General features: G+C 71.8%; 18 protein-coding genes. 8 read left to right on the top strand and 10 right to left on the bottom strand.

The genetic code is table 11. The annotated features are described in order from the left end of the window. Positions 1–4: 4 nt before the first annotated feature. Together ACLBX8_RS09945 and ACLBX8_RS09940 are read left to right on the top strand one after the other, a co-directional pair. Positions 5–982, top strand: a complete 978-nt coding sequence (locus tag ACLBX8_RS09945; protein WP_447715042.1) for an ABC transporter ATP-binding protein — start codon at positions 5–7, stop codon at positions 980–982. Beyond that, positions 979–2,187: an ABC transporter permease gene (locus ACLBX8_RS09940; protein WP_447715041.1), complete on the top strand. Its 1,209-nt coding sequence runs from the start codon at positions 979–981 to the stop codon at positions 2,185–2,187. The genes ACLBX8_RS09945 and ACLBX8_RS09940 overlap by 4 nt, the downstream gene beginning before the upstream one ends. A gap of 26 nt (positions 2,188–2,213) precedes the next feature. Here the strand turns inward: ACLBX8_RS09940 and ACLBX8_RS09935 are convergent, their stop codons facing one another. Beyond that, entirely contained in the window at positions 2,214–2,666 is a 453-nt protein-coding gene (locus ACLBX8_RS09935) for a cache domain-containing protein (RefSeq protein WP_447715040.1), read from the bottom strand. A gap of 103 nt (positions 2,667–2,769) precedes the next feature. Continuing rightward, positions 2,770–3,084 (bottom strand): hypothetical protein, encoded by a 315-nt coding sequence (locus tag ACLBX8_RS09930; protein WP_447715039.1) that lies wholly within the window; start codon positions 3,082–3,084, stop codon positions 2,770–2,772. Between the two features lie 197 nt (positions 3,085–3,281). On the opposite strand from ACLBX8_RS09930, the gene ACLBX8_RS09925 reads away from it, so the two are divergent. From ACLBX8_RS09925 to ACLBX8_RS09910, 4 genes are all read left to right on the top strand, one after another. Beyond that, positions 3,282–4,130 (top strand): type 1 glutamine amidotransferase, encoded by an 849-nt coding sequence (locus ACLBX8_RS09925; RefSeq protein ID WP_331300279.1) that lies wholly within the window; start codon positions 3,282–3,284, stop codon positions 4,128–4,130. A gap of 97 nt (positions 4,131–4,227) precedes the next feature. After that, positions 4,228–5,757 carry a phytoene desaturase family protein gene (locus ACLBX8_RS09920; protein ID WP_132368091.1) on the top strand — a complete coding sequence of 510 codons (1,530 nt, stop codon included), beginning with the start codon at positions 4,228–4,230 and terminating at the stop codon, positions 5,755–5,757. Between the two features lie 95 nt (positions 5,758–5,852). Continuing rightward, the gene (locus tag ACLBX8_RS09915) at positions 5,853–6,611 is read left to right on the top strand and encodes a lysophospholipid acyltransferase family protein (RefSeq protein WP_447680816.1); all 759 of its coding nucleotides are present in this window, start codon (positions 5,853–5,855) and stop codon (positions 6,609–6,611) included. A gap of 67 nt (positions 6,612–6,678) precedes the next feature. Next, positions 6,679–7,815, top strand: coding sequence for a glycosyltransferase (locus ACLBX8_RS09910; protein WP_447698282.1), 1,137 nt, complete (start codon positions 6,679–6,681; stop codon positions 7,813–7,815). Positions 7,816–7,860: 45 nt separating this feature from the next. Here the strand turns inward: ACLBX8_RS09910 and ACLBX8_RS09905 are convergent, their stop codons facing one another. Together ACLBX8_RS09905 and cutA are read right to left on the bottom strand one after the other, a co-directional pair. Then, positions 7,861–8,439 carry a hypothetical protein gene (locus ACLBX8_RS09905; protein WP_244435367.1) on the bottom strand — a complete coding sequence of 193 codons (579 nt, stop codon included), beginning with the start codon at positions 8,437–8,439 and terminating at the stop codon, positions 7,861–7,863. A gap of 364 nt (positions 8,440–8,803) precedes the next feature. Then, complete coding sequence (gene cutA, locus ACLBX8_RS09900; protein ID WP_091926487.1) at positions 8,804–9,157, bottom strand: divalent-cation tolerance protein CutA; 354 nt, start codon at positions 9,155–9,157, stop codon at positions 8,804–8,806. A 143-nt stretch (positions 9,158–9,300) separates the two neighbouring features. Between cutA and ACLBX8_RS09895 the strand changes: the two genes are divergently transcribed. Beyond that, positions 9,301–10,068 carry an NAD kinase gene (locus ACLBX8_RS09895; RefSeq protein ID WP_020090865.1) on the top strand — a complete coding sequence of 256 codons (768 nt, stop codon included), beginning with the start codon at positions 9,301–9,303 and terminating at the stop codon, positions 10,066–10,068. 2 nt (positions 10,069–10,070) lie between these two features. After that, entirely contained in the window at positions 10,071–10,553 is a 483-nt protein-coding gene (locus ACLBX8_RS09890) for a GNAT family N-acetyltransferase (protein ID WP_026604573.1), read from the top strand. 10 nt (positions 10,554–10,563) lie between these two features. Here ACLBX8_RS09890 and ACLBX8_RS09885 read toward each other — a convergent pair whose 3' ends face one another. The 6 genes from ACLBX8_RS09885 to ACLBX8_RS09860 form a co-directional block, all read right to left on the bottom strand. Continuing rightward, positions 10,564–10,764, bottom strand: a complete 201-nt coding sequence (locus ACLBX8_RS09885) for a hypothetical protein (RefSeq protein ID WP_026604574.1) — start codon at positions 10,762–10,764, stop codon at positions 10,564–10,566. A gap of 37 nt (positions 10,765–10,801) precedes the next feature. Further along, positions 10,802–11,170 carry a DUF6481 family protein gene (locus ACLBX8_RS09880; protein ID WP_447698280.1) on the bottom strand — a complete coding sequence of 123 codons (369 nt, stop codon included), beginning with the start codon at positions 11,168–11,170 and terminating at the stop codon, positions 10,802–10,804. A gap of 123 nt (positions 11,171–11,293) precedes the next feature. Beyond that, positions 11,294–11,503, bottom strand: a complete 210-nt coding sequence (locus tag ACLBX8_RS09875) for a cold-shock protein (RefSeq protein ID WP_020090869.1) — start codon at positions 11,501–11,503, stop codon at positions 11,294–11,296. Positions 11,504–11,874: 371 nt separating this feature from the next. After that, positions 11,875–13,014: a beta-ketoacyl-ACP synthase gene (locus ACLBX8_RS09870; RefSeq protein ID WP_447698279.1), complete on the bottom strand. Its 1,140-nt coding sequence runs from the start codon at positions 13,012–13,014 to the stop codon at positions 11,875–11,877. Between the two features lie 18 nt (positions 13,015–13,032). Beyond that, a complete protein-coding gene (locus ACLBX8_RS09865) occupies positions 13,033–13,512 on the bottom strand; it encodes a 3-hydroxyacyl-ACP dehydratase FabZ family protein (RefSeq protein WP_447680813.1) in 480 nt (159 codons plus the stop codon). Positions 13,513–13,534: 22 nt separating this feature from the next. Continuing rightward, positions 13,535–13,843 carry an acyl carrier protein gene (locus ACLBX8_RS09860; RefSeq protein ID WP_010683687.1) on the bottom strand — a complete coding sequence of 103 codons (309 nt, stop codon included), beginning with the start codon at positions 13,841–13,843 and terminating at the stop codon, positions 13,535–13,537. Positions 13,844–13,973 lie beyond the last annotated feature (130 nt).

The following is a 13,973-nucleotide window of genomic DNA, read 5'->3' as shown; positions in this document are numbered from 1 at the left end:
ACCGATGGACGCCCCCCTCGTCCGGCTCGCGGGCGTCGGCCTCGACTTCCGCGGCCGACGGGTGCTGGATCAGATCGATCTCGACCTCGGCACTGGCGACACCCTGGCGCTGCTCGGACCGAACGGGGCCGGTAAGTCCTCGCTGATGCGCCTCGTGGCGGGGCGCCTCGCCCCGAGTGCGGGATCGGTGCGCGTGGCCGGAGCGGACCCGTACCGCGCGGGACAGGCCCGACGCGCCATCGGATGGGTGCCGCAGGAGATCGCCCTCTACCCGCGGCTGACGGTGTCGGAAAATCTCGGCGTGTTCGGGCAGCTGGCGGGGGTTGCCCGCCGCGACCGGAAGGCGGCCGTGGAGGCCGCCCTGGCCATGGCCGACATCGGCGACGTGGCTCGGCGCCCGGTCGGCGTCCTGTCGGGCGGGTACCGGCGCCGGGTGAACATCGCCGCGAGCCTTATGAACCGGCCCCGGCTGGTGCTCCTCGACGAGCCGACCAGCGGCGTCGACCTCGCAGCGCGGGCCGCGATCCACGCGGTGCTCGACCGCCTGAAGGCCGCCGGCACCGCGATCCTGATTGCCACCCACGATTTCGCCGAGGCGGAACGCCTCGCCTCCCGGGTAGCGTTCCTGGCCCAGGGCCGAGTCGTGCGTGCCGGCCGTCTCGCCGACCTACTCGCGCAGTTGCGCACGGGCGCGCCCGAGCGGGAGCTGAGCCTCACCGGCCCGGTGACGGGACAGGCAGAGGGCGTGCTGCGCCGGGCCGGCTTCGTGCCCGCCGAGGCTGGCGGCCTCGTCTGGCGGTCGGTCGAACGGGCCGGCCTCGACGGCGCGGCACTGCTCGGCGCCCTGCGCGCCCAGAACGTTCCGGTGGCCGAGATCCGGGTGCGGGCGCCGCGGCTGGAGACGCTCTATCTCGACGCCCTCCGCCCGCGGGAACTGACGGATCCCGAAGCCACCCCGCTCCGGGTCGGGGCCGCCGGATGATCGCTGCCGCCTTCCGGGTGATGCTCCTGACCCTCCTGCGCGACCGGGCCGCGCTGGTGATGGCCTTCGTGCTGCCGACCGTGATCTTCTCGATCTTCGCGGCGATCTTCTCCGGGGCGATCGGCGACCGGATCCGCATCCATCTCGGCTTGGCCGACCTCGTCCACACCGCGGCGACACAGCGCCTCGCCGACGCGCTCGCGGCCGATCCCTCGCTCCGCGTGACGCGGCTGCCCGCGACCGACATCGACGCCGTAGCGCAGGCGGTGCGGGCCGGCGAGGTCGACGTGGCGCTGGTCCTGCGCGGAGACCTGATCGCCGCCCCTGCTGAGGCCGCGCCCGGTTCCGCGGACCAGCCGGTGGTGCTGGTCGAGAACCCCGCCAAGGCGCTGGCGACACCGATCGCCCTCGGCCAGCTCCAGCGGGTCCTGAACGAGGCGCTGCCCGACGTGGTCCTGTCGCGGGTCGTCGCCGACGTCGAGCGCACGGGCAAGATCGGTCCAGACGAGCGCCGGTTCCTCGACGAGGCCTTCGCCGAGCAGCGTGCCAAGAAGGAACCGTTCAGCTTCGCCTCCCTGGTGGAGCGCCGCAGCACCGCGTCCGGGACCGCCAATGCCCGGGTGAGCTACTACGCCGGCGCGATCACCGCGGTGTTCCTGCTCTTCGCCGCCATGCAGGGCGCCATGTCCCTGGTCGAGGAGCGCGAGACGGGCCTCACCGAGCGGCTGATGGCCGGGCCGGGTGGATTGCCCGTCGTGGTGCTCGGAAAGTTCGCCTTCCTGACGCTGCAGGGGTTCGTCCAGGCCGGACTGATCTTCCTGGCCGCCGCGCTTCTCTACGGCGTCGAGATCGGTCCGCACTGGCCGGCCTTCCTGGCCGCCTGCCTGCTGGTCTCCGCGATGGCGGCCGGTCTGGCGCTCGCGGCCTGCGCGCTCGCGGCCTCGCGCCAGCAGGCGCATCTCGCCTCGACCTTCGGGGTGCTGCTGCTCTCGGCGGTCGGAGGCTCGATGGTCCCGCGGTTCCTGATGCCGCCCTGGCTGCAGCAGGCCGGATGGCTCACCCCCAATGCCTGGGCGATCGAGGCCTACCAGAGCGCCCTGGGCGAGGGCTTCTCCGCCGCGGCCCCGGCCTTGGGCGTCCTGGCGGCGCTGACCCTGGCCGGTCTCGCGTTCGCCCTCGCGCTGGCGGCGCGGCGGACGGCCTAGGGCCCGCCGTCCCGACCCGGACGGCCCTACTCCACGTAGACGCCGGCACCGACCAGCGCCTCCACGCCGGCCACGCGCGTCGCGCAGACGTAGCTCCATTTCACGCTCGGCGCCGACTGGCCGGGCTTCGGGAACATGTAGTCGACCCATCCGGACCCGAACCGCGTGACGGCGTCGATGAAATCGTGGTGGAACTGCTTCCCGTCGGCGTCGCGCTCGTGGAGCAGGTCGTGCCCCTCGCGGTTCGGATGGGCGGCGTTGAAGAGGACGATCCCCCGCAGGTCGACGACGAACAGGTAGACATCCCCGTATCGCCAGGAGCTCCCCTTGCGCCGGAACGCGTCGAACGCCTGCGCGCCCTCGGCCTCCAGCATGTCGGCCGCCCTGTTGACCAGGGCCTCGATCTCGGCCGCCTGGTGCAACGGCGGGGGTGCTCGCCGGGCGGTGGCCGGGATGGCCAACCCCAGGACGAGCAGCACGACCCCGACCAGCAGGGTTCTAGACAGGCCGTCGCACCGCCGCGTCGCCGGCAGCCGGGGATCTGCGCGCCTCGCCTGGCTCGCCCGATCCTCCGGGGAAGCCTTAGGAATGCGCCTCGATGCCATGGCCCGCGTACCCGCCGCGCCGCCGGAGGAAGAGCAGCCAGTTCCGCTTCCGCGGATGGGACGGAGGTGGGGACGGTCCGACCGCGTTGGGCAGGGCCAGGAACGCCAGCCGCCTGCGGTGCCGCTCGATGATGCGGTCGAGGTTCCGCAGCGCCGCGAGGCCCTGGTTCGCCATCAGGCAGTGCCCCTCGCAGGCACCTCTCCGGTCCAGGTCGGCAACGATGTTCTCCGCGTGAGCGAGGATATCCCGGGCTTCCGCGCAGTAGAGCTCCACCTCGGCGAGATCTGGCATCCTGTCCTCCGCGCTGATCGTTCCTCGGAGTCCGAGACGGCAGGGGTAAACCCGGCCTCGCGGGGCGCATCACCCGTTTGGAGGAGTCGGGCCCGATTTCAGCGCTCGCCTCCCGCGACGATCCGCGCCGTTCCTGCGACGCGGTGCGCACCGACATAGAGGCGCCTCCGCTACGGCCGCGCTCCCCGGTATCCCGCATGCTCCGCCTGCTCATCGCCGACGGCAACGATCGCGCCGCCCGCGACCGCCACGTCGCGGCCACCGGACGAACCTCGGCCGAGTCCTACGCGGCGGTGGTGCGGGACCTCGCGCCGGGCTCCGTCTGCCGGCACGTCAACGCCGCCGACGCCGACGCGGCCCTGCCGGCGGGTCTCGCGGAGTTCGATGGCCTGATCTTCACCGGCTCGACCCTCAAGGTCTCGGAGGGCACGCCGGCCGTGAACCGGCAGCTCGACCTGATGCGCGCGGCCTTCGAGGCCGGGCGCGCCGTCTTCGGCTCGTGCTGGGGCGTGCAGGTCGCCGCCACGGTGGCGGGCGGGCGCGCCGCCGAGAATCCCCGCGGGCCGGAATACGGCTTCGCCCGGGCGATCACCCCGACCGAGGAGGGCCGGACTCACCCTCTGCTCGCCGGACGGCCGGCGACCTGGGACGCCCCGGCGATCCACTCCGACGCCGTCCTAGAGCCGCCCCCGGGCGCCCGCGTGCTCGCCGGCAACCGCGTTCTCGGCATCCAGGCCCTCGAGATCCGCCGGGATCGCGGCTGGTTCTGGGGGACGCAGTATCATCCCGAGCTCGACCTCGACGAGTTGGCCGCGATGCTGCGCCTCTGCGACACCGCTATCGTCGAGGCGGGACTCGCCGAGAACTCGCGGGCCGTGGCCGCCTATGCCGACGAAGTCGCGACGCTCCAGGGCCACGACCCGGAGACCGCGCGCCGCCTGGCCTGGCGTCACGGCGTCGGGCCCGAGGTGCTGGAGGCCGGGCTCCGCCGGCGGGAGATCGGGAACTTCCTGGCGCGCCTGTCCACAGGCGAGCGCCGCCACTAGGCGACCGCGACCGGGTGGCGCGTTGACCCGCCCGGCCCCAGGTCTAGCTTCGCTCTGCGGGCCACGCCTTCCTCGGCCCGGGGAGCCAGCCAGCAGGATGAGCCAGGATTCCACGGTCGCCGTCATCGGCAGCGGGCTCGGCGGACTCGCCGCCGCGTGCGTCGCCGCCGCGCGGGGCCACCGCGTGACGGTCTACGACAAGAACGGCTGGCTCGGCGGAAAGGCGGCGGTACTCCACGAGAGCGGCTTCCGCTTCGACATGGGGCCGACGATCCTGACCGTGCCCCGGGTGCTGGAGCGGATCTTCGCGGAGTCCGGCCGCTCGGTCCACGACTACATGGACCTGCGCCGCCTGGACCCGCAGTGGCGCTGCTTCTTCGACGACGGAACCCACATCGACCTGATGCAGGACGTCGAGCGGATGGCCGGCGACATGGAGCGCTTCGCTCCCGGCACCGGCGAGGGCTACAAGAAGTTCATCACCATCTCCGAGCATCTTCACGGCGTGTCCGAGAAATTCTTCTTCTGGAAGCCGGTCGAGGACCTGTTCGACACGATCAACATCCGCGCCAACATGAACCCGGGCACGCTGCGCGACGTGCTGTCGCTGCGCATGCACGCCTCGGTGGCCTCGACGATCCGCGGCAAGGTCAAGGACGCGCGGCTCGCGCAGATGCTCGACCACTTCGTGCAGTATGTCGGCTCCTCGCCCTACGGCGCGCCGGCGGTGCTCTGCGCCATCGCCCACATGCAGACGGCCGACGGCGTCTGGTACCCGATGGGCGGCACCCGCGCCGTCGCCGAGGGGCTGGCGAAGCTCGCCCAGGAACTCGGCGCCACGTGCAAGACCGACACCGAGGTGACCGGGATCGAGACCGCCAACGGCGCGGTCCGGGGCGTGCGGACGGCCGCGGGGGTCACGCCCTACGACGCCGTGATCTCCAACATGGACTCGGTCCGCACTTACCGCGAGCTCGTGGGCGGCGAGGCCGCCAAGGCCTACGCCAAGAAGAACCCCGAACCGGCCTGCTCGGGCGTGGTGCTCTATCTCGGCCTGAACAAGCGCTACGAGCACCTCAACCACCACGACTTCGTCTTCTCCCGCGACCCGGAGGAGGAGTTCGACTACATCTACAACAAGGGCGAGCCCGCCCCGGACCCCACCGCCTATCTGGCAGCTCCCTCCTCCACCGATCCGAGCGTGGCGCCCGAGGGCGGCGAGGCGCTCTACGTCCTCGTGCACACGCCGTATCTGCGGCCGCACCACGACTGGCGCCCGGACGGGCCGCTGTTCCAGAACTACCGCCGCACGATCCTCGACAAGCTCAAGCGCACCGCCGGCATGCCGGACCTCGAAGAGCGTATCGTCGTCGAGCGCCACCTCACGCCGCAGGACATCCACGAGCGCTACAAGGTCCTGAACGGCGCGATCTACGGCCTCGCCTCCCACGGGCGCGTGATGGGGGCGTTCAAGCCCGGCAACCGGTCGCGGCAGGTGCGCGGCCTCTACCTCGCGGGCGGCGCCGCCCATCCGGGGCCCGGCATGCCGATGGTGATGATGTCGGGCTGGATCGCCGCCGACGCGCATGACCAGGACGCGCGCGGCGCCCTGCGCGCCTCGGCGTGACCGCGACGCCGCCATCTCCGCCCCCCGGTGCGGGGGGCGCGAGAGGCGCGCGCGGCGCCCCCCTGACCCCGGTCTCGCCCCGGATCCGCGCCTTCATGGTGGCGTGGTTCGAGCGCTACCTGCACCGCCACCTCGACGCCCTGCGGCTGCCCCTCTGGAGCGCGCCGCCTGACGCGAACCATCCCGGCGCGATCGTGGTCTACTGCAACCATCCGGCCTGGTGGGACGCCGCGCTGATCATCGTGCTGGGCGGCCGGCTCTATCCGGAGCGGGCGAGCCGCGCGCCGTTCGACGCCGCGATGCTGGCACGCTACCGCATCTTCGAGCGGATCGGCGCCTTCGGCGTCGACCTCGACAGCCCGCGCGGGGCGGCGCAGTTCCTGGCCGCCGCACGGTCGATCCTCGGAGCCCCCGACGGCATGCTCTGGATCACCGCGCAGGGCCGCTTCGCCGATGCCCGCGCGCGGCCGCTGGCCCTGCGTCCCGGCGTCGCGCGGCTCGCCGAGATCGCCCCCGACGCGCTCTTCGTCCCGCTCGCCGTCGAGTACACCTTCTGGGACGAGCGCGGCGCGGGAGCCTTCGCGGCCTTCGGGCCGGGGATCGCCGGATCCGAACTCGCCGCGCTCCCGCGCGATCAGCGCCTCGCGCGCCTGGAATCCGAACTGACCCGAACCCTCGACCGCCTGAGCGCCGACGTGATCAGCCGGGAGCCCGGACGCTTCCGCACGCTGGTTTCCGGCCGGAAGGGCGTCGGCGGCCTCTACGACCTGTGGCGGCGCCTGTCGGCCCGCCTCTCCGGCCGCCGGTTCGATCCGGCGCACCGCGCCGCGGGCGGTCAGGATCGCGCCGGATGAGACCGCCCGCGCGCGCCAGATCCCGCCCGATCCCCTATCGTGGCGCGCTCCCCTGCCGGCGCAGACGATGACCGACTCGATCCTCACGGCCCTGGCGTACCTCTGCCTCGCCACCGCCCTCCTGCCGGCCATCCTGGCGGCGGTGAATCTCGCGGTCCTGCGCCGGCCCGTGGTGGAGACCGGGGCCGGCCTCGTCTCGATCCTGATCCCGGCGCGCAACGAGGCCGGCAACATCGACGCCACCGTGCGGGCGGCGCTCGCCAGCGTCGCGGTCCCGGTGGAGGTGATCGTCGGCGACGACCATTCCACCGACGCGACCGCCGAGATCGTGCGCGCCGTCGGCGACCCGCGCCTGCGTCTCGTCCCGGTGCCGGCCCTGCCCGACGGATGGACGGGCAAGAACCACGCCTGCAGCCACATGGCCGGGCTCGCCCGCGGCGATCACCTGCTGTTCATCGACGCCGATGTGCGCCTCGAGGCCGTGGCAGCCGCCGCCCTCGCGGCGCAGGCTCGCCGCACCGGCGCGGCCCTCGTCAGCGGCGTGCCCCGGCAGCGGACCGACACGGTCGGCGAGATGCTGACGGTGCCGATGATCGACTTCCTGCTCCTCGGCTTCCTGCCCGTGCCGCTGATGCGCCGCCTGTCCGACCCGTCGCTCGGCGCGGCCTGCGGTCAACTGATCCTGATGGATCGGGGGGCCTACGCGGCCACCGGTGGCCACGGCGCGATCCGCACCTCCCTGCACGACGGAGTCCGCCTGCCCCGCTTGTTCCGGGCCGCGGGCTACCGGACGGATCTCGTGGCCGCCGCCGCGCTGGCCACCTGCCGGATGTACGACGGCTTCGCCCAGGCCTGGGCCGGCTTCTCCAAGAACGCCCACGAGGGCATGGCCACGCCCCGCGCCCTTCCGATCTGGACCTTGCTCCTCGGCTGCGGCCAGATCCTGCCGCCGCTCCTCGTCCTGGCCGGTCTGCTCGGGCTGCTGCCGGCCTCCGCCCTGACCCCGGCCGCCCTGGCCCTCGGCCTGTCCCTGGCGACCCGAACGGCCGTCACCGTCGCGGTCCGGGCCCCGTGGGCGACGATCCCGCTCCACCCCGCGGCGGTCGCGGTGGCCCTGGCGATCCAGTGGAACGTGCTCCTGCGCCGCGAACGGGCCGGCGCGGCGACCTGGAAGGGCCGCAGCTATCCGGTGAGCGGCGGCTGACCCGCACGGGCCGGCGGAACGAGCGTCGCCGGCCCGCGCCGTGCTTCACGGCTGGGACGGCTGGCACGGATCGGTGGAGCGGGCCTTTCCGACCTGCGGCTTCAGCGAGACGATGAGCTGCACGTTCGGCACGTCGCCGACCTGTCGGGTCAGGTGTCCGACATGGCCCTCAGGCCCCTGCGGTGTCGATCCCATATCGGCGTTGAATTCCACCTCGCCGGGGCCCTGCTCCAGCACCGACCCGTCCGTAGCCTCCACGGACCAGCGGCCCGACAGGGTGATCACCCATTGGGGACCCGGCGCCGTGTGCCACGTGCCGACATAGCCGACCGGCAGGACCGCGTACTTGATCGACGTCACCTCACCCGGCGGAAAGCCGACATATTGCGGCGCTGCCGGAGGCGCGTAGCTCTTGAAGATGAAGTTCTTCAGGTCGCAATACTGGACATGGCTGTGGCCCTTGTCGTCGGCATAGAGGACACCGTACCGCAAGGCGGGCGGATCGGCCGATGCGAGGCCGGCGGGACCGGACGGCGCCGGCGCGACGGTCATCAGCGGCTCGCTCTTCGGCGCCCCGGCCGCTTGCGCATGCACGGCGCCCGCGACTGCGGCGAGCAGGACCAACCCCAACCGTCCTGCATTCCTGAAACGTCCCATGATTTTCCTCCGCGTCGCATCGCGTGCGGTGTACGCACGGAGGTTTTCTAGCCAAGCACACCAGATGAATTCAATCTTCTACTCCAATCGCTCAGTATAAATTCTCGTTTCATAATTCAACATCGGATATTTTTCGCATAGATTCGTATATTTATGTCTTTTTAGTTCGATTCCACGACTACGCCAATGGCACCAGTGTCTGACGAGCCATTGTGTCGCCCGCACCGACGGCAAAGCGCGCTTGTCCACAGCCGTCTGGACCCTGTCCGGCACACTGCCGGAACCGGCCGGAAGGGTCAGGGTGGGAAGCAGCGCGGCGCAGTCTGCCGGATCAGTCCGCCTGGGTCCCGTTCTCGAACGGCTCACCGGGCTGCGTCTCCGCCAGGATCCAGGCGGCCGTGTCGGCGTCCGCTCCGGCGACCGGCAGATGCAGGATGATCGGCGTGTCGTAGGGGTGGCGGGCCTTCAACGCGACCGCCAGCGCGTCGGCCAGACCTTCGCGGCTCTTGAGGATGGCGGCGACCTCGGCACCGCGCTCCACCGCACCCTTCCAGCTGTAGACGGACTGCATGCCCGGCAGCACGTTGATGCAGGCGATGAGTCGCTCGCGGACCAGCGCCTCGCCGATGTTCAGCGCCGAGGCGAGGTCGGGAAAGGTGGTGTAGACGAGGAGCGGACGCTCCATGCTATGCCTCCAATTGCGCGTGTGCTCGCGGAGTGAGGCGCATGCCGGGCAAGGACGTCAACCGGGCGGTTCGCTCGTCAGACTGGAGCCGTGACGTGAACCCTGAGGCGATCCCGACGCGCCTGCGCGGCTGCGCCTGATCCATGCCGCGTTTCCAGAAGATCGCCTTCGTGGCGAGCCCGACCGGCTACGCCCGCGAGGCCGCGGCCGCCCTGATGCGGCGCTACGACCACGTCCCGCCCGAGGAGGCCGACGTCGTCGTGGCCCTGGGCGGTGACGGCCTGATGCTCCAGGTGCTGCACCGCTTCATGGACCACCCGAAGCCGATCTACGGGATGAACCGCGGCACGGTCGGCTTCCTGATGAACGAGTTCCGCGACGACGACCTCCTGGAGCATCTGGAGAACGCCCAGCGCAGCGTCATCCACCCGCTCGTGATGGACGTGCTCGACACGGAGGGCCGATCCCACCGGGCGCGGGCGATCAACGAGGTCTACCTGCTGCGCCAGACCCACCAGACCGCCAAGCTGAAGATCGCCGTCGACGGCAATGTCCGGCTCGACCTGCTGATCGCCGACGGCGTGCTCGTCGCCACCGCGGCGGGCTCCACGGCCTACAACCTGTCGGTCGGGGGACCGATCCTACCGCTCGACGCCAAGCTTCTGGCGCTGACACCGATCTCGGCCTTCCGCCCCCGGCGCTGGCGCGGCGCACTTCTGCCGGACTACGCCCGGATCCGGATCGACGTCCTCGACGCCCCCCACCGCCCGGTCGCGGCGGTGGCCGACCACACGGAGTTCCGCCGGGTCTGCACGGTGGAGACGTCCCTCGACCGCGCCACCGAGCTCGTGCTGCTGCACGATCCCGGCCACAGCCTCGACGAGCGCATCCTGCGGGAGCAATTCGGGTGAGTCTGCACATCCGGGCCGCGCAGGCGGCCGACCACGCGGCCATCACCGGCATCATCGTGCCGACCATCCGGGCCGGTGAGACCTACGCGCTGGACCGCGACCTCGGCGAGGCCGAGGCCCTCGCGTACTGGACCGGCCCCGACCGCGAGACCTTCGTGGCCGAGGAGGCGGGGACGGTGCTCGGCACGTATTACCTGCGCGCGAACCAGGCTGGCGGAGGCGCCCATGTCGCCAATTGCGGCTTCATGACGGGAGCGGCCGCCCTCGGCCGCGGGGTCGCGCGGGCCATGTGCGCGCACGCCCTCGATCGGGCGCGGGCGCGGGGCTTCGCGGCGATGCAGTTCAACTTCGTAGTGAGCACCAACGCCCGGGCCGTCCGGCTCTGGGAGAGCTTCGGCTTCGACGTGGTCGGCCGGCTGCCGGGCGCCTTCCGGCACCCGACGCTCGGGCCGGTCGACGCGCTGGTGATGTTCCGGACGCTCTGAGGCGTCCGGATCAGGCCTGCGGGGCGGCGACGAGATCACCCTCGCGGATCGCCCGCTCGCCGGTCTTCGTCCGGATCCGATAGCTCGGCTCGCCGGTCTGATCCGCCGGCATCAGCCGCAGGATCTCGAACACCTCGGCCTCGCCCGTCTCGCCCGGGATGCCCAGGCGGGAGCGGCAGACGCGCTCGCCGACCTTGAACTTGTGGGACATGCCGAGCTCCTGGACGGGCATCGCTGCGGAACGCGCCTCAGCGCTTCTTCTGAGCCTTCGCCTTGCGGGCGAGATAGCGCGCGTCGCGCTGGGCCTTCTGCTCGGCCTGCAGGACCTTGGCGCGCTCCTGGGCGGCCAGCTGCTCGGCGTGCTTGCGCTCGATCTCGGCGAGGCGTTCCGCCTCGGCGAGGGCGGCGGCGCGCTCGATCTCGGCCTGACGCTGGGCGGCGCGCTCGGCAGCGCGGACTTCGCGGGCATCGACCACAGCGCGGCGGGCGGATTGGCGGGCGAGGACGGCCGGGTCGTCGGCGGACGGGCGGGCCCGGAACCGGGCCAGCATCTCGGAGCGCGCCTTGGCGGCGGTCTCGAGGCGATCGGCGACACCCTGCTTGTTCAAAAAGCTCACAGACACTCCTGGATCGGGTGCGGCGAAGGCCGTCACCCGCAGAGGGGGGTTAGAAACACGATGGCAGATACGAAGAAGCCGCTCCCAGAGGAGCGGCTTCCGGAGAAACGCTGAGGACGGCGATCAGGCCGTCTGGAGCTGACCGGCGGACTGCTTGCCGCTGCGACGGTCGGTCTCCAGCTCGTACGTGACCTTCTGGCCCTCGTTCAGGCCGCGCAGGCCGGCGCGCTCGACGGCCGAGATGTGGACGAACACGTCCTTGCCGCCGTCATCCGGCTGGATGAAGCCGTAGCCCTTGGTCTCGTTGAACCACTTGACGGTTCCGGTGCTCATGGAAGTCCTTGATCTTCGCAGGCATAGTGAGAGATGGCACCCGCCCGAACGAGGGGGCGCCGGCATCGACCGATAGCGATAGGAAAGTCAGAACCGCCCTGCGAAGGCGTAACGGTCCAAGATATCCGGACACGTGCCGATGCGGTAGAAGTAGACCGCCGGCGGTTCTTTGGCAAGCGCAGAGAAATATTTCCCTCGGCCAGCGCCGCAGCGATGCGGGAAACTCTTTCCGGAAATTCCGGTTGAGCGGCGCCGGAACGGTCGCTTGAACAACGGGATAAGGGATTTCAATACGGCGCATCCGCGCGAAAGCTGTGCTGCCGACCGGACGATCGGACGCGGCCGACATGCGCCCCGTGACGCGGGTTCGCTCAGGCCGGGACGAGGCGCAGGATCCCTTCGCCGCGCCGGTGGCCGACGGCCGTCACGGCGACCTCGCGCGCACCGCCGGCGGCGACGAGGGCGGCGGCGAGGGCCGCCCCGAACGGCGCCGCCACTTCGAGCCCGTGCCCGATCACGTCCCCGAGGGCGCGCAGGCGCGCGCCCGGTGCGAGCCGCGCCAGCGCGCCGCGCTCCTCCGCGGTGATCGGGGCCACCCCGGTAGCGCCGGAGAGGACGGTGTCGGGAGCCGAGAGGCCGGCCTGTCGCCAGAGCGTCTCGAGGTTGCCGGCGACACTGCCCGGCGCGCGCCGGGTCCGATCGCTCGCCACCGGCTCCAGCCGGGCCAGGGCGCGGGCGCCGCGCGCCGCGGCGTGAGCGGCGGATTCGAGCATCAGGAAGGCCGCGCAACTCCCGAGGATGAACCCGCCCGCTCCGCCACCGGACTCGCCCCGCGCGAAGACCGGGCGGTAGGCGTCGCGGGCGAGGTAGCCGCCCATCTCGTGGATCACCAGAACGTCCGGCCGCTCTGCGCTGTAGGAGCCGCCGACCAGAATCGCGTCGATCTGGCCCGACGCCACCCGCGCCTGGGCGATCCGCAGGGCGTCGACCCCGGCGGATTCCTCACCCATGAACGTGCGCGAGGCGCCCGTCACCCCGTGCACGATGGCGATGTTGCCGGCGAGCAGGTTCGAGAGCTGGGCGAGGAACAGGGTCGGGCGGAGATCGTTCTGGAGCCGCTCGTTCAGGTAGGCGCCCGGATCGGCGGCGTCGCGCAGGCCGGTCAGGATCGCTCCGTCCGCCGCGTAGTCGCGCTCGCCGCCGCCCGCGGCCACGACGAGGTGAAGCGCCTGCTTGAAGGCGGCGTCGTCCTTCACGCCCGCCGCGTCGAGCGCGAGGCCGGCGGCGTAGACGCCGAGCCGCTGCCACGCCTCCATCTGGCGCTGGTCGCTGCGCTTGGGGATCTGGCCGTCCCAGACGATCGCCGGGGCCGGATGGACCGGATAGGGCGCGAAGGTCTCGCTGTCGGTGCGCGGGGCCGCCTCCCCGGCGAGGGCGGCCAGGTGGGCGTCGACGCCCTCGCCCGCGCAAGAGACGAGGCCGAGGCCTGTGACGACGACGGGGCGGCTCATGGCTGGCTCATGGCTGGCTCAGGGCTCGCGTTCGGCCGGAGCCGGATCGGGGAGCAGGCCGATGGTCCGCGCGCGCTCGCGCATCGGCGCGTCGAGTCCGTCCGGGAACGGCATGGTGCGGAAGCGGAGTTCCGCGTCGCACAGCGCCTTGCCGTCGTGGCTGATCGCCGCCCTGGTGACCGCGTAGCCCGAGCCGTCGTGCTCGAGGGTGGCCGTGACGAGGAGGTCCGCGCCGGGCCCGACGAAGGACCGGAAGCGCGCCTTGTCGACCCCGGTGAGGAACGGCATCCGGGCGAAGTCGAGATGGGCGAGTACGAGATACCCGGAGGCCTGGGCCATCGTCTCGGTCAGGAGGACCCCCGGCACGAGGGGGTGGCCGGGGAAGTGGCCCTCGAAGACCGGGCTCGCCATCGGCACCCGGGCGAGCGCCTCGATGCGGCCGGCGGCCCTGTCGAGGAGCCGCACGGAGTCGATCATCTCGAAGTATTCGAGGCGCATGACGGGTCGGATCGGCCTCGGTTCAGACCTTGGCGGCCTTCTCGGCCACGAGGCCGTCGATGCGCGCGCACAGGTTCTTGAGGACGAAGTACTCCTCGGCCGGGACCTTGCCCTCGTTGACCTCCTGGGTCCACCGCTCGAGTGGCAGCTTAATCCCGAAGGCCTTGTCGACCGCGAAGGCGATGTCGAGGAAGGCGAGGCTGTCGATGCCGAGGTCGTCGATGGCGTGACTCTCGGGCGTGATCTTGTCCCGCGGGATGTCGGCGGTCTCGGCAATGATGTCGGCCACGCGCTCGAAGGTGGCGCTGCCGTGGGCGGGCTCGTCGGACATGTCTTCTCGCGGGCTGTTCGAGTTCCGGATCGGTCGTGCGGGAGCCCCCTCGCCGCCCGGGCGGCCGCCCGACGCGTGGACGGGGCCTGGAACGCGGCCCGGTCGAATGGCGGCGACCTCTACACGAGGG

The sequence above is a fragment of the Methylobacterium sp. D48H genome, assembly GCF_053345715.1.
Note: the sequence above shows the minus strand (reverse complement) of the source record. Positions and strands in the feature narration are given on the sequence as shown.